This window comes from Bradyrhizobium sp. WD16, assembly GCF_024181725.1.
GTDB lineage: Bacteria > Pseudomonadota > Alphaproteobacteria > Rhizobiales > Xanthobacteraceae > Bradyrhizobium_A.
On record NZ_CP028908.1, the window covers coordinates 1,971,494 to 1,991,372 of the forward strand.

The 19,879-nt window shown below is 66.0% G+C and carries 18 protein-coding genes; 7 read left to right on the top strand and 11 right to left on the bottom strand.

The genetic code is table 11. From position 1 onward, the window contains the following. Positions 1-205 precede the first annotated feature (205 nt). Positions 206-352: a hypothetical protein gene (locus DB459_RS09130; RefSeq protein WP_253712545.1), complete on the top strand. Its 147-nt coding sequence runs from the start codon at positions 206-208 to the stop codon at positions 350-352. A gap of 76 nt (positions 353-428) precedes the next feature. Here DB459_RS09130 and DB459_RS09135 read toward each other — a convergent pair whose 3' ends face one another. After that, positions 429-1,313, bottom strand: coding sequence for a LysR family transcriptional regulator (locus tag DB459_RS09135; protein ID WP_253712546.1), 885 nt, complete (start codon positions 1,311-1,313; stop codon positions 429-431). A 212-nt stretch (positions 1,314-1,525) separates the two neighbouring features. Here DB459_RS09135 and DB459_RS09140 point away from each other — a divergent pair, with 212 nt between their 5' ends. Beyond that, entirely contained in the window at positions 1,526-2,674 is a 1,149-nt protein-coding gene (locus DB459_RS09140; RefSeq protein WP_253712547.1) for an MFS transporter, read from the top strand. 102 nt (positions 2,675-2,776) lie between these two features. On the opposite strand, the gene DB459_RS09145 is transcribed toward DB459_RS09140, so the two are convergent. After that, complete coding sequence (locus DB459_RS09145) at positions 2,777-3,256, bottom strand: Lrp/AsnC family transcriptional regulator (protein WP_253712548.1); 480 nt, start codon at positions 3,254-3,256, stop codon at positions 2,777-2,779. A 139-nt stretch (positions 3,257-3,395) separates the two neighbouring features. Between DB459_RS09145 and alr the strand changes: the two genes are divergently transcribed. Further along, the gene (gene alr, locus DB459_RS09150; RefSeq protein ID WP_371926899.1) at positions 3,396-4,532 is read left to right on the top strand and encodes an alanine racemase; all 1,137 of its coding nucleotides are present in this window, start codon (positions 3,396-3,398) and stop codon (positions 4,530-4,532) included. Positions 4,533-4,541: 9 nt separating this feature from the next. Then, a complete protein-coding gene (locus tag DB459_RS09155) occupies positions 4,542-5,813 on the top strand; it encodes a D-amino acid dehydrogenase (protein WP_253712549.1) in 1,272 nt (423 codons plus the stop codon). A gap of 352 nt (positions 5,814-6,165) precedes the next feature. Here the strand turns inward: DB459_RS09155 and DB459_RS09160 are convergent, their stop codons facing one another. Continuing rightward, entirely contained in the window at positions 6,166-6,630 is a 465-nt protein-coding gene (locus DB459_RS09160; RefSeq protein WP_253712550.1) for an Lrp/AsnC family transcriptional regulator, read from the bottom strand. Positions 6,631-6,781: 151 nt separating this feature from the next. Between DB459_RS09160 and DB459_RS09165 the strand changes: the two genes are divergently transcribed. Then, positions 6,782-7,801, top strand: a complete 1,020-nt coding sequence (locus DB459_RS09165) for a 1-aminocyclopropane-1-carboxylate deaminase (RefSeq protein ID WP_253712551.1) — start codon at positions 6,782-6,784, stop codon at positions 7,799-7,801. Positions 7,802-8,106: 305 nt separating this feature from the next. Here the strand turns inward: DB459_RS09165 and DB459_RS09170 are convergent, their stop codons facing one another. The 7 genes from DB459_RS09170 to DB459_RS09200 are packed head-to-tail and all read right to left on the bottom strand — an operon-like array spanning position 8,107 to position 16,073. After that, a complete protein-coding gene (locus tag DB459_RS09170) occupies positions 8,107-9,258 on the bottom strand; it encodes a M20 family metallopeptidase (RefSeq protein ID WP_253712552.1) in 1,152 nt (383 codons plus the stop codon). Further along, complete coding sequence (locus DB459_RS09175) at positions 9,255-10,703, bottom strand: M20 family metallopeptidase (protein WP_253712553.1); 1,449 nt, start codon at positions 10,701-10,703, stop codon at positions 9,255-9,257. Before DB459_RS09175 ends, DB459_RS09170 begins: the two co-directional genes overlap by 4 nt. Then, complete coding sequence (locus DB459_RS09180) at positions 10,700-11,677, bottom strand: ABC transporter ATP-binding protein (RefSeq protein WP_253712554.1); 978 nt, start codon at positions 11,675-11,677, stop codon at positions 10,700-10,702. The genes DB459_RS09175 and DB459_RS09180 overlap by 4 nt, the downstream gene beginning before the upstream one ends. Then, complete coding sequence (locus DB459_RS09185) at positions 11,674-12,654, bottom strand: ABC transporter ATP-binding protein (RefSeq protein ID WP_253712555.1); 981 nt, start codon at positions 12,652-12,654, stop codon at positions 11,674-11,676. The genes DB459_RS09180 and DB459_RS09185 overlap by 4 nt, the downstream gene beginning before the upstream one ends. A 6-nt stretch (positions 12,655-12,660) precedes the next feature. After that, on the bottom strand, positions 12,661-13,569 hold the full coding sequence (locus DB459_RS09190; protein ID WP_253712556.1) for an ABC transporter permease: 909 nt from the start codon (positions 13,567-13,569) through the stop codon (positions 12,661-12,663). After that, positions 13,566-14,483 (bottom strand): ABC transporter permease, encoded by a 918-nt coding sequence (locus DB459_RS09195; RefSeq protein ID WP_253712557.1) that lies wholly within the window; start codon positions 14,481-14,483, stop codon positions 13,566-13,568. Before DB459_RS09195 ends, DB459_RS09190 begins: the two co-directional genes overlap by 4 nt. A gap of 60 nt (positions 14,484-14,543) precedes the next feature. Then, complete coding sequence (locus DB459_RS09200; protein ID WP_253712558.1) at positions 14,544-16,073, bottom strand: ABC transporter substrate-binding protein; 1,530 nt, start codon at positions 16,071-16,073, stop codon at positions 14,544-14,546. 109 nt (positions 16,074-16,182) lie between these two features. Here DB459_RS09200 and DB459_RS09205 point away from each other — a divergent pair, with 109 nt between their 5' ends. Further along, a complete protein-coding gene (locus tag DB459_RS09205; protein ID WP_253712559.1) occupies positions 16,183-17,118 on the top strand; it encodes a LysR family transcriptional regulator in 936 nt (311 codons plus the stop codon). Positions 17,119-17,121: 3 nt separating this feature from the next. Here DB459_RS09205 and DB459_RS09210 read toward each other — a convergent pair whose 3' ends face one another. Next, positions 17,122-18,468, bottom strand: coding sequence for an MATE family efflux transporter (locus tag DB459_RS09210; protein ID WP_253712560.1), 1,347 nt, complete (start codon positions 18,466-18,468; stop codon positions 17,122-17,124). 697 nt (positions 18,469-19,165) lie between these two features. Between DB459_RS09210 and DB459_RS09215 the strand changes: the two genes are divergently transcribed. Beyond that, entirely contained in the window at positions 19,166-19,831 is a 666-nt protein-coding gene (locus DB459_RS09215; protein WP_253712561.1) for a glutathione S-transferase family protein, read from the top strand. Positions 19,832-19,879: the final 48 nt, after the last annotated feature.

Sequence of the window (19,879 nt, forward strand, 5' to 3'; positions counted from 1 at the left end):
GGCGGGGCAGGATGGTGCTGAAAAATCTCGTGTCATCAGCGTATTGGCGCATTTCGTCTTTTGGCGTGGACGGAATGGTGCGATCGGCGGCACGTCCCCTAGGTATTTAGTCCCACAGTGTGATGGCGTACGTTTATCGCCATCAGCGAGGGACGCGCGGCTGCCCGGCCATGATCGTGTCCTTCTGCGCTGGCTGGTCATCCCGGTGCTCTGCGGCGCTGTGCTGCTGCTGATCGGCCTCGTCCAGCTGCGGATCTGGCCGACGCTGTCCGGTGCGGCCCTGATCGTGATCGCCCAGCTCTGGCGCATCGACCGTCTCGGGCGGTTTTACGAACGGGTGAATGGCAGCTAGACCGCGCCCGCACTGAAGCGGCCGAAGTCGCCGTCGAGGGGGGCATGTTGATGCTCTGTCTTTGCCAGGCGTTCGGCTATGCGAACAGATGCTCGGCCATATGGTCGATGAACACGCGCAGCTTGGGCGAGACGCCACGGCTCTCGGGCCACAACAGCCGGAACGGCCCGGAATGGTGGGTGAAGTCGTCGAGCACCTTCACGAGGTTTCCCTCGGCGAGTTGCCGGCGCAGGGCGAAATCCGGCAGACAGGCGATGCCGAGGCCCTGTTCGGCAAGATGGATCAGCGGCTCGATCGTGTTGACGACCGCCGTCTCCGGCAGCTCGAGGTCCATGTCCTTGCGGCCGCGCTGGAGCGGCCAGCGCTCCAGTTTGCCGCTCGTGGCGAAGCGGTGATGCAAGCAGGCGTGAACGAGCAGGTCCTCCGGCTCCAAGGGTGTGCCGCGCCGCGTGAAATAAGCTGGTGCGCCGACAAGCACGAGGCGGAACTCGCCGAGCGTGCGGCTCATCAGGCGGGAGTCGCGAAGGCCGCCGGCGCGCACAACGGCGTCGAAGCCCTCGTCGATGATGTCGACCAGCCGGTCGCTGAAATCGAGATCGAGTTCGATTTCCGGCCAGGAGCGCATGAAGGCGGTGATCGCCGGCATCATCAGCATGCCCGCGAGCGGCAGGCTCACCTTCAGCCTGCCGCGCGGTGCGGCCTGGGTCGCGGCGATCTCGAGTTCAGCCGCCTCGATCTCGCAGAGGATGCGCCGGCAGCGCTCGAGAAAGCGGGCGCCTTCCGCCGTCAGAGTAATCGTGCGGGTGGACCGGTGCAGAAGCCGCACCCCGAGGCGCTCCTCCAGCCGTGCCACCGCCTTGCCGGCGGCCGAGGGCGACAGGCCGAGCTGGCGACCGGCAAGCGTAAAGCTGCGCGTTTCTGCAGCCCGGACGAAGGTGAGAAGAGAGTGGATGCTGTCCATGCGCTCCCATTCCTCCCGATTTTGTCGGAAGTAATCGGAATTCGATCTCAATTCTCCCAAATGTAACGAGTGCCTAAGCCTTGCGCCACAGCGGCTCTTCAGCCGGTTTCGGCACAATCAGCACGGGCGACCTCATGACTTGCTTGGACACGACCCATCCTCCCGGAGCCCCTCCGGAGGCCGTTTCGACGCGGACTGACGACCTCCTGCCAATGGGCGGGCTGCTTGCGCTCGCGCTGGCGGCCTTCATCACCGTTCTGACCGAAGCGTTGCCGGCAGGGTTATTGACTCAGCTCGGCGACAGCCTCGGAGTTTCGGAGCCGATGGCCGGTCAGCTCGTGACCCTCTACGCGCTCGGTACGATGGTGACGGCGATCCCGCTCACCGCCGCGACGCAAGGATTTCGGCGTAAGCCGGTGCTGCTTGTCGCTGTCGCCGGCTTCGCCGTCGTCAACACCGTCACCGCGTTGTCGTCGAGCTATCTGTTGACGCTTGCCGTCCGTTTCCTCGCGGGGGTCTTCGCGGGGCTGCTCTGGGCGCTGGTGGCGGGCTATGCGGCGCGCATGGCCCCCGGCCGCCTGCAGGGGCGGGCGATGGCGATCGCCATGATCGGCATTCCGCTCGCGCTCACGCTCGGTATTCCGGCGGGCACCTTCATCGGCAGCCTGGTTGGATGGCGGGTCACCTTTGGCACCATGAGCGCGCTGACGCTCGTGCTGATCGCCTGGATGCTGGCGGGTATTCCGGATTATCCGGGCCAGAAGGCCGGGGAGCGCCTGCCGCTCGGCGCCGTGGTTCGTCTTCCTGGTATCCGCTCGGTGCTGTTCGTGACCCTCGCCTATGTGCTCGCTCACAATACCCTCTACACCTACGTTGTCCCCTTCGCCGCGCCGGCTGGGCTCTCGGGTGCGATCGACCGTGTGCTGCTGATCTTCGGCGCGGCGGCGCTCGCCGGCATCTGGATCACTGGCCTCCTGATCGACCGCTGGCTGCGCGAACTGGTGCTGGCGAGCACGCTGCTGTTCGCCCTCGTCGCGCTCGCCTTCATGTTCTGGCCGGGCCATGCGCCGGTGATCTATGTCGGTGTCGGGGCGTGGGGGCTCGCTTATGGCGGCGTCGCGACGCTGTTCCAGACCGCTTCGGCCAAGACTGCGGGCGAAGCCGCGGATGTGGCGCAGTCGATGATCGTAACCGTCTGGAATATAGCGATAGCCGGCGGCGGCCTGATCGGCGGCGCGCTGCTCGAAAACGCCGGGACAGCGGCGTTCCCATGGGTTCTGATCGTCCTGCTCACGGCCACCTTCGCCGTTGCCTTCTTTGCGCGGGAACACGGCTTCCCGCCGGCGACGCGCAGACGGTGACGCATCGGCGTGCAAGTTGCCTCGGACCCACCAAACTGTGCCGCATCCGCTGCCGCGAAGGGCGGCGGAAAAGCTCCGGGCGAGCGCGCCTGCGCCGGACGCTCAGCGCTCCGATGCGCCGGCCAGCGAACGCGATCCGCCGCTCACCACCGTGCGGATGGCGAAAGACGACTGGATACGCGCCACCCCGGGCAGGCGCGACAGCACCTCCTTGTGCAGGCGTTCGTATTCGGCGGCGTTCCGCACCTCGATCTTCAGCAGATAGTCCGACATGCCGGTCATCAGGTAGCAGTCGGTGATCTCCGGGCAGCGGCGCACGGCCGCTTCGAAGCGGTTGAGAAAATCCTCGGTCTGTCGCTCCAGCGTGATCTGCGTGACGACCACGAGGCGTTCGGCCGGCCCCGGCGTCTCGACGATCGCCGTGTAGCCCCGGATGACGCCGCTGCGCTCGAGCAGCCGCAGCCGCCTCAGGCAGGCCGAGGGCGACAGTCCGACTTTCTCGGCAAGCTCGGCATTTGGCATCCGGCCGTCACTGCGCAGCAGCCGAATGATATGCGCATCGATATCGTCGAGGGTCATCATTCGAATATTATGCGAGCATTTCGCATATAATTGCCGTCAATGTTCCGACGAACAGCACAATATATGAGTAATTAACAGGACATTTCGCAACTTGTGCGTCTAGCATGGGGTATCAAACCACCGCGACCGGAACCGCCCCATGACGGTCATGCCCTCCTTTCCGCAGGCCCGCGAGCACTCCAGCTTGGCGCGCGCCGGCGCCGTGCTCACTATCGACCTTGCCGCCATCGCAGCCAATTGGAGGGCGCTCGCCGCCCGCGTCGGCCCGTCGCGCTGCGGCGCCGTCGTCAAGGCCGATGCCTACGGACTCGGCGCTGAGCACGTCGCTCCGGTTCTCGCCGCCGCCGGCTGCGACACCTTTTTCGTCGCCCATCTCGATGAAGCGATCGCCCTGCGCCGCGTTCTGCCCGGGCCCCTCCGCATCGCCGTGCTGCACGGGCCGTTGCCGGGAACGGAAGCCGAATTCCTCGCCCACGACATTCTGCCGGTGCTGAACTCGCCCGAACAGGTCGCGGGCTTCTCCCGTCACGCTGCAGTTTTGGGACGGCGGCTGCGGGCTATTGTGCAGACCGATTCCGGCATGTCCCGCTTTGGCCTGTCGCGGCCGGAGCTCGAGCGCCTTCTCGCCGGCGACGCCCTGCAGGGGCTCGACCTCGTCCTCCACATGAGCCATCTCGCTTGTGCGGACGAGCCCGGCCACGGCGCCAATGCCGCGCAGCGGCAGGTCTTCCTTGATGCCGTGGCGCGGCTGCCCGGGGTGCCAGCCAGCCTGTCGGCCTCTTCGGGCATCTTTCTCGGGGCGGACTTTCATTTCGATCTGGTGCGGCCGGGCGCGGCGCTCTACGGCCTCGCGCCGCAGCCGGGCATGGCCAATGCCCTGCGTCCTGTGGTCCGCCTTGAAGGGCGTGTGCTGCAGCTGCGCGAGGTGCCATCGGCGACTGCCGTGGGCTATGGCCATACGGCGCGCACTGCGGGGAAGGCCCGGCTCGCCACCGTGGGTGTCGGTTACGCCGACGGATTTCTGCGCAGCCTCTCCAATGCCGGCGCGGCCTGGCGCGGCGGCGTGCGCCTGCCCGTCATCGGGCGCATCTCCATGGACAGCATCGTCATCGACGTCAGCGCGCTGCCCGAGGGCACGCTCTCTCCCGGCGATGCGGTGGACCTCATCGGCCCCGAGCAGGACGTCGACGCCCTCGCCCGCGCCGCCGGCACCATCGGCTACGAAATTCTCACCAGTCTCGGCGCCCGCTACCTGCGCCGTTACGTTCACCACTGAGGGCAATCCATGCGCATCGCAATTCTCGGCAGCGGCGTGGTCGGCACCACGTCGGCCTATTATCTGGCGAAGGCCGGTCATGAGGTCACGGTGATCGACCGCCAACCCGCCGCTGGCATGGAGACCTCCTTCGCCAATGCGGGCCAGGTCTCGCCCGGCTATTCGGCGCCCTGGGCGGGTCCCGACATTCCGCTCAAAGCGATCAAGTGGCTGCTGATGCACCACCGTCCGCTCGTGCTGGCGCCGAGTCTCGACCCCAGGCTCTATGTCTGGCTCGCCAAGATGCTCGCCAACTGCACCGACGAGGCCTATCGCCGCAACAAGGCGCGGATGGTCCGCCTTGCCGAATACAGTCGCAACGCCCTCGACGCCCTGAGAGCCGAGACCGGCATCGCCTACGACGAGCGCACGCTCGGCACGCTGCAACTTTTCCGTACCCGGAAGCAGCTCGATCACGTCCATGCCGATACGGAGGTGCTCGACTCTCACGGCGTGCATTACGAGGTGCTCGATCCGGCGGGCTGCATCCGCGCCGAGCCGGCCCTCGCCCGGGTACGGCAGAAGTTTGTCGGCGGACTTCGGCTGCCTGGCGACCAGACCGGCGATGCGCACATCTTTACCCAGCGTCTCGCCGAGATCTGCGTGCGGCAGGGGGTCGCCTTCCGCTACGGCGCGACGGTGGAGGCCCTGCGCGAACAAGGCGGCCGCATTGCCGCGGTCGCTCTTGCCGGGGGGGAGATCCTCACGGCTGACGTCTACGTGGCGGCCATGGGCAGCTACACGCCGGCCTTGCTGCGGCCGCTCGGACTTCGCCTGCCGGTCTATCCGGTGAAGGGCTATTCGCTCACCCTGCCGATCCTCGATCCGGACGCCGCGCCGCGCTCGACCGTAATGGACGAGACCTACAAGATCGCCATCACCCGCCTCGGCGACCGCATCCGGGTCGGCGGCACGGCGGAGCTTGCCGGCTTCAGCCTGCGGCTGCGGGAGCCGCGGCGCGCGACGCTCGCCTTCTCGGTGGGCGACCTGTTCCCCGCTGGCGGCGATCTCTCGCAAGCCAGCTTCTGGACCGGCCTGCGCCCGATGACGCCGGACGGCACGCCGATCGTCGGGCCGACCAAGATCGCCAACCTCTATACGAATACGGGGCACGGCACGCTCGGCTGGACCATGGCCTGCGGCTCGGGGCGGGTGCTCGCCGATCTGATCGGCGGCCGTGCGCCCGACATCGACACCGAGGATCTGTCCGCGGCGCGCTACGTCCAGGCGGCGGCCGCGTAGCCGCCGTACGATCGGCGCGTCCGCGCTCTAGTGTGGCGTCTCGCAATTGCCTATGCCCTTTGCGGCAAGCCCCTGTAGGCAATTGCGAGACATAAGCCACACTAGTGTGGTGGATCTGACGCTCGTTTCAGTATTGCAGCGAGTTCTTCGAACGAGCGTCAGATCCGAAACCACACTAGAAACATAATGATGCTAGTGTCCCCTTGTTTCCAACGTTCGTATGAGCGCCTGCTGCAATGGGATACGAACGTTGGAAACGGGACACTAGCTTTTTGATTTTGCTAGTGTCCCGATGTCTCCGAATGACCGTGCGAGGGTGAGGCAAACGAAGCGGTAATTCGGAGACGGGACACTAGAAATCCAGCGGCGCGTTGTCGATCACTTCCTTCATGACGAAGAAGGTCCGGGTCTGGCGCACCCCCGGCAGCGCGATCAGCATCTCGCCGTGCAGGCGATTGAAGTCGGCCATGTCGCGGACGCGCACCTTGAGGAAGAAGTCGAAGTCGCCAGCGACGAGATGGCAGTCGAGCACGAAGGGCAGTTTACGGATCGCCCGTTCGAAGGCGGCGAAGCTTTCCGGCGTCGAGCGGTCGAGCACGACCCCGACGATGACCAGAGCGCCGCGGCCAACCTTGTGCGGATCGATTTCGGCGCGGACCGAGCGGATGTAGCCTTCGTCGAACAGCCGCTGGGTGCGGCGGTGGCAGGTCGCCGCGCTGACATGGATGGCTGCCGCCAGGTCGGCATTGGTCATCCGCCCATCTTTCTGAAGATGCTTGAGAATGAGGCGGTCGGTGCGATCGAGCTGATCCGGCATGAAGGTTTCTTCCGCAAACCGCAAACAATAACGAAGATAATCTCACATCAAAGCATATCGCTGCGAATGTAAGCAGGACAATAGGGATCAGTTCGAGAGCACCTTTCGCGGCGGCTGTGGTAGCTGAAAGCTCCTTTCAACGGAGCCTTCCATGCTGCGCCTCGACCGTTTTGAACGCTATCCCCTGACCTTCGGTCCGACGCCCATCGAGCATCTGCCGCGGCTCACCGCGGCTCTCGGCGGCAAGGTCGAGATCTATGCCAAGCGCGACGACTGCAATTCCGGTCTCGCCTTCGGCGGCAACAAGCTGCGCAAGCTCGAATACATCGTCCCGGACGCTATCGCCTCGAATGCCGACACGCTGGTCTCGATCGGCGGCGTGCAGTCGAATCACACCCGCATGGTGGCAGCCACCGCCGCCAAGATCGGCATGAACTGTGTCGTCGTGCAGGAAAGCTGGGTGCCGCACGAAGACGCGGTCTACGACCGGGTCGGCAACATTCTGCTGACGCGCCTGATGGGCGCCGACAGCCGCATCGTTCCGGACGGCTTTAACATTGGCATCCGCAGGAGCTGGGAAGACGCGATCCAGTCGGTCAAGGATGCCGGCGGCAAGCCCTACGGTATTCCGGCCGGTGCGTCGGTCCACAAATATGGCGGCCTCGGCTATGTCGGCTTCGCCGAAGAGGTCCGCAAGCAGGAGGCCGAGCTCGGCTTTCGCTTCGACTACATCATCGTCTGCGTGGTCACCGGCTCGACCCAGGGCGGCATGATCGTCGGCTTCGCCGCCGATGGCCGGGCCGACCGCGTCATCGGTATCGATGCGTCGGGCACGCCGGCACAGACCCGCGCCCAGGTGCGGCAGATCGTCGACAACACCGCCGAACTCGTCGAGCTCGGCCGCAAGGTGCGCGATGACGAGATCGTCATCCTGGAGGACTATGCCTATCCGGCCTATGGCGTGCCGAGCGCCGAGACCAACGAGGCGATCCGTCTCGCCGCGCGGACCGAGGCGATGATCACCGATCCGGTCTACGAGGGAAAATCGATGCAGGGCATGATTGACCTCGTCAAGAAGGGCCATTTCCCGGACGGCTCGAAGGTCCTCTATGCCCATCTCGGTGGTGCGCCGGCGATCAACGGCTACAGCTACACCTATCGCAACGGGTGAATTTCGCGCGATCGCGCCTTTCACATCGTCATGGCCGGGCTTGCCACCGCAAGTCGGATGTTTCCGACTTGCGGCACCTTAAAGAACGCGATCCGGCGAGGGCCGGATCGCTATGCCGATCCACGTCTTACGTGCTTTACTTGCTGAGGCGCCGTTATGGCGTCGATGTCCCGCGACCGGTCTTCGCCTTCGGCTTTCACCCGGCACAACGCTGGGCGCGCCGAAGCTTCTTAGCGAAGGCCGGCAACCGCGGGCATGACGAACGAACCCATGGTGAGTTCGCCGGCGTCTTTCGACTCAGACCGTCACACCTCGAGATCCGCGATGGTGACGGCGAGCGCCTGCGCCCGCGGCACCAGCGTGTCGAGGCGGCAATATTCGCCGTCGGTGTGCGCCTTGCCGCCGACCGGGCCGAGCCCGCACAGCGAGGGCACGCCGAGCGAGGCGGTGAAGCCGGAATCGGCGCAGCCGCCGGTGAATTCGCCATCGACGGCGAAGCCGACCACCGCCGCTGCCGTGCGGTACCGCGCGAATAGCTCGGCCGAGTGGCTGGCCTCGAGCGGCATGAAGAGCTGGCCGCGCTCGAATGTGGCGGTTGTCCCCTTGACGTCTTCCGCGGCGAGGATCGCGCCGACGCGGGCAAGAATGCCGTCGAGCTGGTCGACCGACATGAAGCGGATGTCGAGCTCGGCCTCGGCATGATCGGCCACGGTGTTGTGGGTGCGCCCGCCCCTGATCACCCCGACATTGGTGGTGATGCCGGTCGCGTAATCGGTCATGGCATGCAGCGCGGTGATCTTGGCGGCGAGGGCGCCGATGGCGCTCGCGCCCTCGGCGTGATTGACCCCCGAATGCGCGGCGCGGCCGGTGACGGCGATGTGCAGCGTGATGCCGCCCTTGCGCGAAGTCACCACGTTGCCGGAGGCGCGGCCGGGCTCGGTGTTGAAGGCGGCGCGGGCGCCTTTCGCTGTCGCCTCGATCACCGCGCGGCCCGACGGCGAGCCGATCTCCTCGTCGGCGGTGAAGAGGCCGATCAGCGGAAAGGCGGTGCCGCCGGCGGCCCTGAGCGCACGCATGACGAAGAGATCGACGACGAGTCCGCCCTTCATGTCGGCGACGCCCGGCCCATAGGCGACGTCGCCGTCGCGGGTGAACGGTCGCGTCGCGACCGTGCCCTTGGGAAAGACTGTGTCACGGTGGCCCATCAGCAGCACGGGCGGCCCACCGGCGTGGCCAGGGAGTTCGGCGCGCAGCACGTCGCCATAGGTCTCGTTCGGAATGCGGGTGACAGTGATGCCGTCAGCGGCGAGCAGTTCGATCATGGCGTCGCCGACCGCATCGATGCCGGACTTGTCGCGGCTGCCGGAATCGATGTCGACGAGGCGGCGCAGAAAATCTTCCATCTCGCCCCGGCGGGAGGCGAGCCACTCCGTGGCGCGGGCGGCGAGCGGGGTCATCGGCGGCGGGTCTCCTGAGGTGGTTTCACGATCATGCGGTCGGCTTCGCCGAGATCCCAGAACAGGCCCGCCATGATGCGCAGCCCTTCCTCGGCGACCGGACCGAGCAGATGCTCATCCGGTGCGTGCTGCGAACAGGCCGGATAGGAATGCGGCACCCAGATCGTCGGCAATCCCAGCACTTCGGCGAAGACGTCGTTGGGAATAGAGCCGCCGAGATTGGGCAGCAAGGCCGGCTTCTTGCCGCTGGTCTTCGCCAGCGAGGCGAGAGCCCAGCCGACCCATGGATCGGTGGGGTCGAGCCGCGTCGCAGCGAATACCTCGTTGCGGCTCGCCGAAACCTCGACCTGCGCGAAGTCGTTGCGGGCGAAGTGAGCGCGGATCGCTTCGAGCGCGGCCACTGGATCGGTGCCGACGACGAAGCGCAGCTGCAGCGTCGCCTTGGCACTTGGCGGCACGGCATTGACCGGCGCCGAGGGATTGCCGGTCTCGAAGGCGAGCACTTCGAGCGTATTCCAGCCGAACACCCGTTCCTCCGGGGTCAGGCCGGGCTCGCCCCAGTCGCGATCGATCTGCGGATCGTTCGGCCCGCCGCCGACCTTGACGTCGGCAAGCGCCTGCTTCACCGCGGTCGGAATCTCTTTCGGCCGCAGGGCGTCCAGCAGGATGCACCCGCGGCGATCGACCAGCGAAGCGATGGCATTGGCGAGGATCGTGCCCGGATTGGCAAGCAGGCCGCCCCAGTTCCCCGAATGATGTGCGCCTACGCGCAGCGCGACGCTGAGGTCGATGTTGAGCGCGCCGCGCGAGCCGAGAAAGATCGTCGGCCGCTCGGCGCTGAGCCGCGGCCCATCGGACGCGATCAGCACATCGGCGGCGAGAGCCTCGCGATGGATTTCCGCGATTTTGCGCAGGCCCGGCGAGCCCGCCTCCTCACCCATTTCGATCAGGATCTTCGCATTGAAGCCGAGCGAGCCGCCGCGCTCGGCCATGACCTGCGCCAGGGCGGCGATGTTGATCGAGTGCTGGCCCTTGTTGTCGGCGGTGCCGCGCCCGTACCAGCGCTCGCCGTCGACGGTGATGGTCCAGGGTGAAAGGCCGTCGCGCCATTGGCCCTCGTGGCCACGCACCACGTCGCCGTGGCCGTAGATCAGCGCCGTCGGCAGATTGTCGCCCTCGCGCCGTTCGGCGATCAGGAAGGGGCCGCGCCCGGCCACCGGGTTGTCGACGATGCTGGAGGCAAAGCCGAGAGCCGCCAGTGTCGGTACCATTTCGTCGGTGAGGTAGCCGCGCAATTCGCGGTCGCGTTCAGTGATCTGGCTTTCAGTTCGCAGGGCAACGCGGCGATCGAGGTCCTTGAGGAAGGCGCCGGAGGCGAAGTGCGCGGCAGCGCGGGCGATGGCGCCATCGCGCGAGGGCGGGTGGGGGGGGCGGACGCTCGTCATGGGGACACTCGGCTTTGGTTCATGTGATCGAGGTGACAGGCGGAAAAGCCGTCGGCGAGCGGCGCGGCAGCGGGCGCCTCATTGCGGCAACGGTCCATGGCGCGCGGGCAGCGCGGATGAAAGGTGCAGCCCCGCGGTGGGGCGATCGGATTGGGGAATGCGCCGGTGATCGACATTTCGGGCATGCCGAGGGAGGGATCGGGGGTAAGCACGCAATCGAGCAGCGCCGTCGTGTAGGGATGGCTCGGCGCCGCGAACAGGCCGGACCGGCTGCGTTCCTCGACGATACGGCCGAGATACATCACGGCGACGCGATCGGCGAGATGCTCGACCACAGCCAGATTATGGCTGATGAAGAAATAGGTCAGGCGGAATTCGCGCTTCAATTCGATCAGCAGATTGAGGATCTGCGCTTGCACCGAGACGTCCAGCGCCGAGGTCGGTTCGTCGCAGATCAGCACGTCCGGGCGCATGATGAGGGCGCGGGCGATCGCCACGCGCTGGCGCTGGCCACCGGAGAGCTGGTTCGGATAGGCATCGATGACGCGACGCGGCAGGCCGACCGCATCCAGCATCTCGGCGACCTTCGCCTGCCGGTCTTTCGTCGTGCCGATCCGGTGGGCGAGCAGCGGCAGCGCGATCAGCTCGGCCACCGATTTGCGCGGATTGAGCGAGGAATAGGGATCCTGGAACACCGGCTGGATGCGCTGCGCCACTTCGCGCCGGTCGGTCATGGCGATCGGCACGCCATCGATCAGGATCTCGCCGGCGCTCGGCGGGGTGAGGCCGAGCAGCATCTTGGCGATGGTCGATTTGCCCGATCCGCTTTCGCCGACAAGAGCGTGGATCTCGCCGCGTGCGACGCTCAAGGACACGCGGTCGACGGCCGTCAGTGTCGCGTTCTTGCGGAATAGGCCCTGGGAGGCCGAGAAGGTCCGCGTGACGTTGCGCAGTTCGAGAACCGGGACGCTCATGCGGCCCTTCCGGCGGTAGCATCGCGAACGCAGGCCATGCGGTGATCGCCGCCGAGCCGGCGTTCCGGGATTTCGCCGGCACAGGACGGGCTCGCCAGTTCGCAGCGGTTGCGGAAGGCGCAGCCGGCGACGTCGCCGATCAAGCTCGGCACCTGGCCGGGGATGGTGCCGAGCGGTTCGCCGGGGCGCGTCCGGCCGGGCACCGGGATGGCGCGCAACAGGCCGCGCGTATAAGGGTGGCTGGGCGAGCCGAACACGGCGTCCACCGGCCCGGTCTCCACCAGTCGCCCCGCATACATTACCGCCACCTTGGTCGCGATCCGGGCCACGACGCCGAGATCGTGAGTGACGAGGATCAGCGCCATGCCGAACTCCTGCTGGAGGTCACGCAACAGGCGCAGGATCTGCGCCTGGATTGTCACGTCGAGGGCGGTGGTCGGCTCGTCGGCGATCATCAGGTCCGGCTCGCACATCAGGCCCATGGCGATCATCACGCGCTGACGCAGGCCGCCGGAGAGCTGGTGCGGATACTGGCTGAGGCGCGACGCCGCGGCGGTGACGCCGACCCGCTCCAGCAGGTGGATGGCGCGCTCCCGCGCCTGCTGCCGGCTGATGGCGTGGTGACGGCGCAGCGCCTCGGTGAGCTGATCGCCGATGGTGTAAGCGGGGTTCAGCGACGTCATCGGCTCCTGGAAGATCATCGCCATGCGGTTGCCGCGCAGATCCTCCTTCTGCCGCTGCGGCGCGGCGAGCAGGTCGATGCCGTCGAAGCGCAGCGCGGTGGCTCGCCGCACCGCGCTGGACGGCAGGAGGTCCATCAGGGCCAGCGAGGTGAGCGACTTGCCGGAACCGCTCTCGCCGACGATGGCGAGGGTCTCGCCGCGCTCCAGTGCGAAGGAAATGCCGCCGACGGCGTGCAGCACGCCGGCCTCGGTCGGAATGTCGACGGTGAGATGGTCGACCTCGAGCAGGGCCATCGTTTGTCAGCTCCTGTTCTCGGGCGCGGTGACGTCGCGCAAACCGTCGCCGAGCAGGTTGATGGCCAGCACCAGCAGCGCCAGCGCCACACCGGGGATCGCGATCACCCACGGGCTGAAGAACATGAATTGCTTGCCTTCCGAGATCATCAGCCCCCACGAAGGCAGGGGCGGCTGGACTCCGAGGCCGAGAAAGGACAACGCCGCCTCGAGCAGGATGGCATGGGCCATCTCCAGCGTAGCGACGACGATCAGCGCATTCTGCACGTTCGGCAGAACTTCGGAGAAGACGATACGCTGCGTCGAGCAGCCGATGGCGCGCGCTGCGGCGACATAGTCGGCATGGACGACCTGCAGCGTCGCCGATCTCGCCACCACCGCGAAGCGGTCCCACAGCAGCAGGCCGAGAACGATGATCACCGTGCCCAGCGAGCTGCCCACCAGCGCCGCGGTGGCAAGCGCCACCAGCACGACGGGAAGGGCGAGGCGGACATTGATGATATAGCTGATCATCATGTCGACGCGGCCGCCGAAGAAGCCGGCGGCGACGCCGAGCGCGGTGCCGATGACGCCGGAGACCATTACGGTGGCGATACCGATCAGAAGCGAGATCCGCGCCCCGTAGAGCAGCCGGCTGAAATAGTCGCGACCGAGCTTGTCGGTGCCGAGCCAATGGTCCCAATTGCCCTTGGCCTGCCAGATCGGCGGGATCAGGCGCTTGGCGAGATCCTGGGCGTACGGATCATGGCTGGTGAACAGCGGTGCGGCGAGGGCGAGCACCAGGATCGCGGCGAGCACCACCGCTCCAGCCATGAAGCCGGGATGACGCGCCGCGCGCCTGCCGAAACGTGCGAGCGGCGAGCGACGCAGCGGCGCCGCATCGAGCGCGGTGATGGAAGGGGCCGATGCGGTCATGCGACGCGGATCCTCGGGTCCAGCCAGGCATTGAGAAGATCGGCAAGCAAGGTCAGGCCGATATAGATTCCGGCGAGCAACAGCACGATGGCCTGGACCACCGGGAAATCCTTGCGGCCGATCGCTTCCCAGGCGAGATGTCCGAGCCCGTGCATCGAGAAGACGGCCTCGACCACGATCGAGCCGCCGAGCATGAAACCGAACTGCACCGCCGCCAGCGCGACCACGGGCACCACCGCATTGCGAAGCGCGTGCTTGAACAGCACCGACGGCCAGCGCAGACCCTTGGCGCGGGCGGTGCGGATGTAGTCCGAGGCGAGCACGTCGAGCATGCCGTTGCGGGTCAGGCGCATCACCGCTGGCACGGCGTACCAGCCGAGCGCGATCGACGGCAGCACGTAATGCGCCCAGCTCGAGCTGCCGGAGACCGGCAGCCAGCGCAGGTTCACCGCGAACACGATGATCAGGCTCAGTCCGAGCCAGAAGGTCGGAATGGCCTGGCCGAGCACGCAGAAGACGAGGGCCGCGCGATCGATCCAGCCGCCGCGATGGACCGCGGCGACGACGCCGAGCGGAATTGCGATCAGGAGCGCGACCGTAAGCGAGATCGCGCCGAGAATGAGCGTTACCGGCATGCGTTGGACGACGAGCGAGGCCACGCTATCGCGAAAATAGAATGAGCGGCCGAAATCGAAGTGCAGCGCACCGACGAGCCAGTCGAGAAACTGGGTCGGAAGCGGCTTGTCGAGCCCGTACTGGACGCGGATCTGCGCGACCTGCCCGGGCGAGGCCTCGGGGCCCGCGATCGCCATGGCGAGGTCACCGGAGAGATGAAGCAGCAGGAAAGCGACGGCCGAGACGGTCAGCGCCACCGATAGCGCCACCACCAGCCGACGCAGGAGGAATACGAGCATGACGGCCTCTTGGGTCCCGGGACGGGGACGGCGGGGCGCTGGCGCGCCGCCGTCGGCGGGTTACCTCCAACGGGCGGCGTAGAACCTCGGCATCTCGTCCGGCTGGGCGGTGAAAGCGAGGTCGGCGGTGAAGGCGTAGTTGGTCGGATAGGAGAACAGCGGCAGCAGGTAGGATCTGTCCGCGATCATCGCCAGCGCTTCGGCATAGGTCTTCTTGCGGGCGTCGAGATCGATGGTGGTGTCGGCGGTGTCGAGCAGCTTCTTGACCTCGCCGTCGCGGCTCATGTCGTCGTCGTCGCCCTTGAACCACACGCCGGTGAAGGCGGAAGCATCGTTGATGGAGAAGGAGCCCCAGGTCTGGAAGAAGATCGGCACCTTGCCGGCGCGGCTCTGCTCGCGCACCGCGGCAAATTTTTGGAAGTTGAGCCGGGCCCGGATGCCGACCGCCTGCAGATAGCCGATCACAGCCTCGGCGTAGTCGCGCTCGCGATAAGCGTAAATCTCGATGTCGAAGCCGTTGGCATAGCCGGCCTCGGCCAAGAGGGCCTTCGCCTTGGCTGGATCGTAGGCATAGCGCGGCACGCCCTGGTCGGTGCAGCCGGCCTGATCGATGAAGCAGGCGGAATGCATCACTCGCGCGCCGCCACGCACCAGGCTCTTGACCATCGCGTCGCGGTCGATCGCATAGGCGATCGCCTGGCGGACCTTGGCGTTCTTGAGCGGCGTGTTCGGATTGGTGCGCCCGACCGCGTCGAACTGCAGGAAGCCGACACGCATGGTTTCGGCGGACAGCACCGTGATGTTCGGCACCGTTTCGAGCTGCTTGGCCTGATCGGCCGGCACGCGCCAGATCCAGTCGACGCCGCCGGTCATGAGTTCGGCCATGCGGGTCTCGGCGTCGGGAATGACGCGGAATTCGACCTTGCCGATGGCGACCTCTCCGATCGGGCTGCCCTTCCAGTAGGTCTTGGACTTCTCGAGCTTGACGCCCGTGCCGCTCTCCACCGCGACGATGCGGTAGGGACCAGTACCGATCGGCGCCTTGGCAAAGCCGTCGAGGCCGACTTTCTTGAAATAGCCGGCCGGAAAGATCGGGGTCGGTCCGGAGAGATATTCAAGCGCCGCCGGGAACGGTCCCTTGAGATGGATGCGGACCTTGTAGTCGTCGAGCTTCTCGGCGCTCTGCATCCAGTTGACGTTCTGCTTGGTCACCACCTTCGCTTCGGGGGTGAGAACGTAATTGAAGGTGAAGACGACATCGTCGGCGGTGAACGGCGAGCCGTCGTGAAAGGTGACGCCCCGGCGCAGGTCGAGATCGAGGGTGAGCGGATCGGCCCAGTTCCACGATGTCGCCAGATAGGGCTCATAGGCGCCGGTCGTCGGGTTGCGGTAGATCAGGGTCTCCCAGACATGCCGGGCAATGATCACACCCTCGCGGACACTGTTGTGATAGGGGCTGATGTTCTCCAGTTCGCTATCCGAGGCATAGACCAGGGTGTCATTGGCCTTTCCCGCCTGGGCGACGGACGGCAGGCCCAGTGCTACGGCCGCTGCCAACAGGATCGACTTCCCACCTCGTATTACCGCCATGCCAAGGCTCCGTTTAAATGCAATGCATCAAAATTGGTCATGGCACGGTATTGTGCAGTTCTGCTTGCCACAATTATAATAATTGGAGGTTGGCGTTGCCGGATCGGCAATGATGTGGGAGGCGAGCGACAGTATGGGGGGCGCGGGACTGCGCTACTTCCTCGAGGTGGTGCGCAGCGGCTCGATCGCCGAGGCGTCGAGCCGCCTCAATGTCGCCGCCTCCGCCATCAGCCGGCAGATTGCCAAGATCGAAGGCGAACTGGGTGTCGAGCTGTTCGAGCGTCGTGCCCGCGGCATGGTGCCGAGCGCTGCTGGCGAATTGCTGGCCAATCACGCCCGCCGCGCCCTGCTCGAAGAGGAGGCCGTGGTCACCGAGCTGCGGCGCCTGCGCGGGCTCACCACCGGCGTCGTGCGCATCGCGGCGACCGAGGGCTTCGGACTTAATCTTGTGCCGGCGGCGATCCATCGCTTCCGCGAGACCCGTCCCGGCATTCGTTTCGAGCTGAAGATCGCCGCGCCCGCGGCGGTGACGCGCATGGTGCGCGACGGCGAGACCGATGTTGGCGCCACCTTCTCCCTCGCGCCGGAGCCGGGCGTGAAGGTGGCCGGCGAAGGCCGCGCCCCGATTCTCGCGGTCGTGGCGCCGGATCATCCCTTCGCAGCGCGCCTTGCACTGTCATTGCCCGAACTTGCTTCCGAGCCGCTCGCATTGCCGGAGAAGGATACCACCGCGCGGCAATTGTTCGACATCGCCAGCGGCCTCGCCGGCGTCGCCGTCGAGCCGGCCCTGGTGTCGAATTACGTCGGCGCGCTTTGGGCCTTCGCCGAGCACGGCGGCGGCATCGCCATTGCTTCCGGCTTCACTGTCCACTCCCTGGGAAAAGGCAAGCTTGCCTCGGTGCCGATCGCCGGACCGGGCGTCGATCAGCGCCGCTATGTGGTCGAGACCATGCTCGGCCGTCGCCTGCCGGAAGCGGTGGAGAGCTTTATCGAACTCCTGCTCGAGCTTATCGTCGAAGCGGGCGGCGAGCGGTCCACGGCCTGAACGTCACACCATTCGCACGATCGGCCGCTTCCGCCAGACCAGCAGATAGAAGCCGGCCTGCAGCAGGAAGGTGGCGCAGAAGGTGACCGGATAGGCGATCCACACGCCCTCGACACCGATCGTGCGGCTCAGGATCTGCGCCGTCGGCACCTCGATGGCGAAGATCGCGCAGATCGACAGCGCCATCGGCATGAAGACGGTGCCGCTGGCGCGCATGATGGCCGTGAACACCCCGGACATGCCGAACACGACCATGCTCCACAGCACCATGTGCAGAAGCTGCTGGGCAAGCTCGATCACTGGCGCGGAGGTGATGAACATCTCGATGATCAGCCGCGACAGCGCATAGGCGAGCGCGGCCAGACCGCCGGTCAGCACCAGATTGAGGGCGAGCCCGGTACGGGTGATGTGGGAGAGGCGGTCGAGATCGCCGCGGCCGATCGCCTGGGCGGCGAAGATCGACGCTGTGATGGCGATCGAGATCGCCGGAAACTGGACATAGCTCATGACCTGGTTGACCGCGCCATAGGCCGCGGTCGCATCCGAGCCGAAGCCGTTGACGAGCCCGAGCAGGACCAGTTCGGCCAGCGCCATGGCTGCGATCTGCACCGCCGCGGGAAGACCAAGCCGCATCACCATGCGCGCCACCTGCGGGTCGACCCGCATGTGGCGCAGCAGCTCTGCGTCCGGCGCCAGTGGGTGACGGCGGGCGCGCAGATAGAAGCCGAGCGCAATCAGCGTGGCCACCGAGGACACCAGAGCGGCGACGGCAGCGCTGGCGACCCCGAATTGCGGCAGGCCGAACCAGCCGGCGATCAGCGCCGGCGTCAGCGCCAGTCCGATCACGGTCGAGAGCACAAGGGCCAGCAGCGGGCTCATGGTGTCGCTGACGCCACGACTGATCGAGGTGGCGAGGACGAAGACGAAAGTCGCCGGCATCGTCACCATCATGATCTGGGCATAGAGGGTGGCGTCGTCGAGAATGTCGGCCGGGGTCGCCAGCGCCACCATCATGGCGCGCGCGAATGGCGTCGCGACGGCAATCATGGAGCCGCCGATCAGTGCCAGCGTCAACGCGACCCCGGCCACGGTCTTGACCTTGACGAGATCCTTGGCGCCATAGGCCTGGCCGATCAGCACGGTCGCGCCTGAGCTCAGCCCCATGATGAAGGCGATGAAGAAGAACATGATCGGAAAGAACACCGACACCGCGGCGAGCGCGTTCACACCGATCATCTGGCCGAGATAGATGTTGTTGAGTGTGCCGAACAGCGCTTGCAGCACGTTGCTCAGAAACATCGGCACGAGAAAGACGAGAAAAGACCGCCACAGCGGTTGAGGCTTGGTCACGTCGGAAATCCCTGGGAAGTGTCGGCGCGGCGCGCTTTCGAAGATGAGGTGGCGAGCGGGGTCAGATGGCGGACATCGGCGACGATATGATCATAGACGCAAAACGCGGCCGATCAGCGGCAACAGCGCGCACAATGTCTCTACGTTATACGGCCGGTTGCCGCCAGCGGCGAAGCGATACTGGTCGTATGGATCGGGTTGCATCTTGGCCGGCACTCGCGCGATGCGCATCGTCGGCGAGCTTGGGCGACGCGACGGAGCGCCGAGTTCGGGGCGGCGGTCGTGCAGGTGCGCTGCTGCAGTGACGGCGTGACGGCCGCCTTTGGCCGGGCATGTCGCTCGGAAAGACGATACGGAAGGGACCGTGGGTCATTTGATAATTATATCCGGGTAATACTTCTTATGTCAATATTACCCAGGCTAAATATCTCCGCTCCGTCTATCCTCGTTTTGTCAGCCGCCTCCCTTTGCTAGTGTGGCGTCTCGCAATTGCCTACGCCCTTCGCGGCAAGCCCCTGTAGGCAATTGCGAGACATAAGCCGCACTAGCTTTTTGATTTTGCTAGTGTCCTGCTGTCTCCGAATGACCGTGCGAGGGTGAGGCAAATGAAGCGGTAATTCGGAGACAGGACACTAGGGGTGGGGCATACCGAAGACCCCCCTTTGGGGTATTCCCTGCCCGATGATCCGGAGCTGCCATGCTGACCGTGCACCATCTCAACAATTCCCGTTCTCAGCGCGTGCTCTGGCTGCTCGAAGAGCTCGGGGTTCCCTATGAGATCGTTCGCTATCAGCGGCAGGCCAACCTGCTGGCGCCGCCCGAGCTCAAGCGCATTCATCCGCTCGGCAAATCGCCGGTCATCACCGACCGTGGCCACACCATCGCCGAATCGGGCGCGATCCTGACCTATCTGGTCGAGACCTGCGGGGAAGGGCGCTTGATCCCCGCAGCCGGTTCGCCGGACCGGCTGCGCTACACCTACTTTCTGCACTATGCCGAAGGCTCGGCGATGTTTCCGCTGCTGCAGAAGCTGATCTTCTCGTTGCTGCCCAAGCGTGCGCCCCTGGTCACGCGGCCCGTGGTGACCATGATCTCACGCCAGGTGCTGCGAACAATGATCACGCCGCAGCTCAAGCAGCACATGGCGTTTTGGGAAGGCGAACTGTCCAGGTCGCAATGGTTCGCTGGCGACGAATTCACCGCTGCCGACATCCAGATGAGCTTTCCGCTGGAAGCGGCGGAGGCGCGTGCCGGCCTCGCCGAGGGTCACCCGCACTGCATGGATTTCCTCAAGCGGATCCATGCCAGACCGGCCTATCAACGGGCGCTCGAGAGAGGTGGCCCCTATACGATCGGCCGCTGAAATTCCTTCGGCGAGCATGATCTGATCGGAAGGCCGGTCCCCGGCGGT

Bases quoted from the DNA above. Each gene is read 5' to 3' on its own strand.
- DB459_RS09145 (WP_253712548.1), bottom strand. From the start codon at position 3,256: ATGATGACCCTCGACGATATCGATGCGCATATCATTCGGCTGCTGCGC.
- alr (WP_371926899.1), top strand. From the start codon at position 3,396: ATGACGGTCATGCCCTCCTTTCCGCAGGCCCGCGAGCACTCCAGCTTG.
- DB459_RS09185 (WP_253712555.1), bottom strand. From the start codon at position 12,654: ATGGCCCTGCTCGAGGTCGACCATCTCACCGTCGACATTCCGACCGAG.
- DB459_RS09155 (WP_253712549.1), top strand. From the start codon at position 4,542: ATGCGCATCGCAATTCTCGGCAGCGGCGTGGTCGGCACCACGTCGGCC.
- DB459_RS09175 (WP_253712553.1), bottom strand. From the start codon at position 10,703: ATGACGAGCGTCCGCCCCCCCCACCCGCCCTCGCGCGATGGCGCCATC.
- DB459_RS09140 (WP_253712547.1), top strand. From the start codon at position 1,526: ATGGGCGGGCTGCTTGCGCTCGCGCTGGCGGCCTTCATCACCGTTCTG.
- DB459_RS09215 (WP_253712561.1), top strand. From the start codon at position 19,166: ATGCTGACCGTGCACCATCTCAACAATTCCCGTTCTCAGCGCGTGCTC.
- DB459_RS09165 (WP_253712551.1), top strand. From the start codon at position 6,782: ATGCTGCGCCTCGACCGTTTTGAACGCTATCCCCTGACCTTCGGTCCG.
- DB459_RS09160 (WP_253712550.1), bottom strand. From the start codon at position 6,630: ATGCCGGATCAGCTCGATCGCACCGACCGCCTCATTCTCAAGCATCTT.
- DB459_RS09170 (WP_253712552.1), bottom strand. From the start codon at position 9,258: ATGACCCCGCTCGCCGCCCGCGCCACGGAGTGGCTCGCCTCCCGCCGG.
- DB459_RS09200 (WP_253712558.1), bottom strand. From the start codon at position 16,073: ATGGCGGTAATACGAGGTGGGAAGTCGATCCTGTTGGCAGCGGCCGTA.
- DB459_RS09180 (WP_253712554.1), bottom strand. From the start codon at position 11,677: ATGAGCGTCCCGGTTCTCGAACTGCGCAACGTCACGCGGACCTTCTCG.
- DB459_RS09135 (WP_253712546.1), bottom strand. From the start codon at position 1,313: ATGGACAGCATCCACTCTCTTCTCACCTTCGTCCGGGCTGCAGAAACG.
- DB459_RS09195 (WP_253712557.1), bottom strand. From the start codon at position 14,483: ATGCTCGTATTCCTCCTGCGTCGGCTGGTGGTGGCGCTATCGGTGGCG.
- DB459_RS09190 (WP_253712556.1), bottom strand. From the start codon at position 13,569: ATGACCGCATCGGCCCCTTCCATCACCGCGCTCGATGCGGCGCCGCTG.
- DB459_RS09205 (WP_253712559.1), top strand. From the start codon at position 16,183: ATGATGTGGGAGGCGAGCGACAGTATGGGGGGCGCGGGACTGCGCTAC.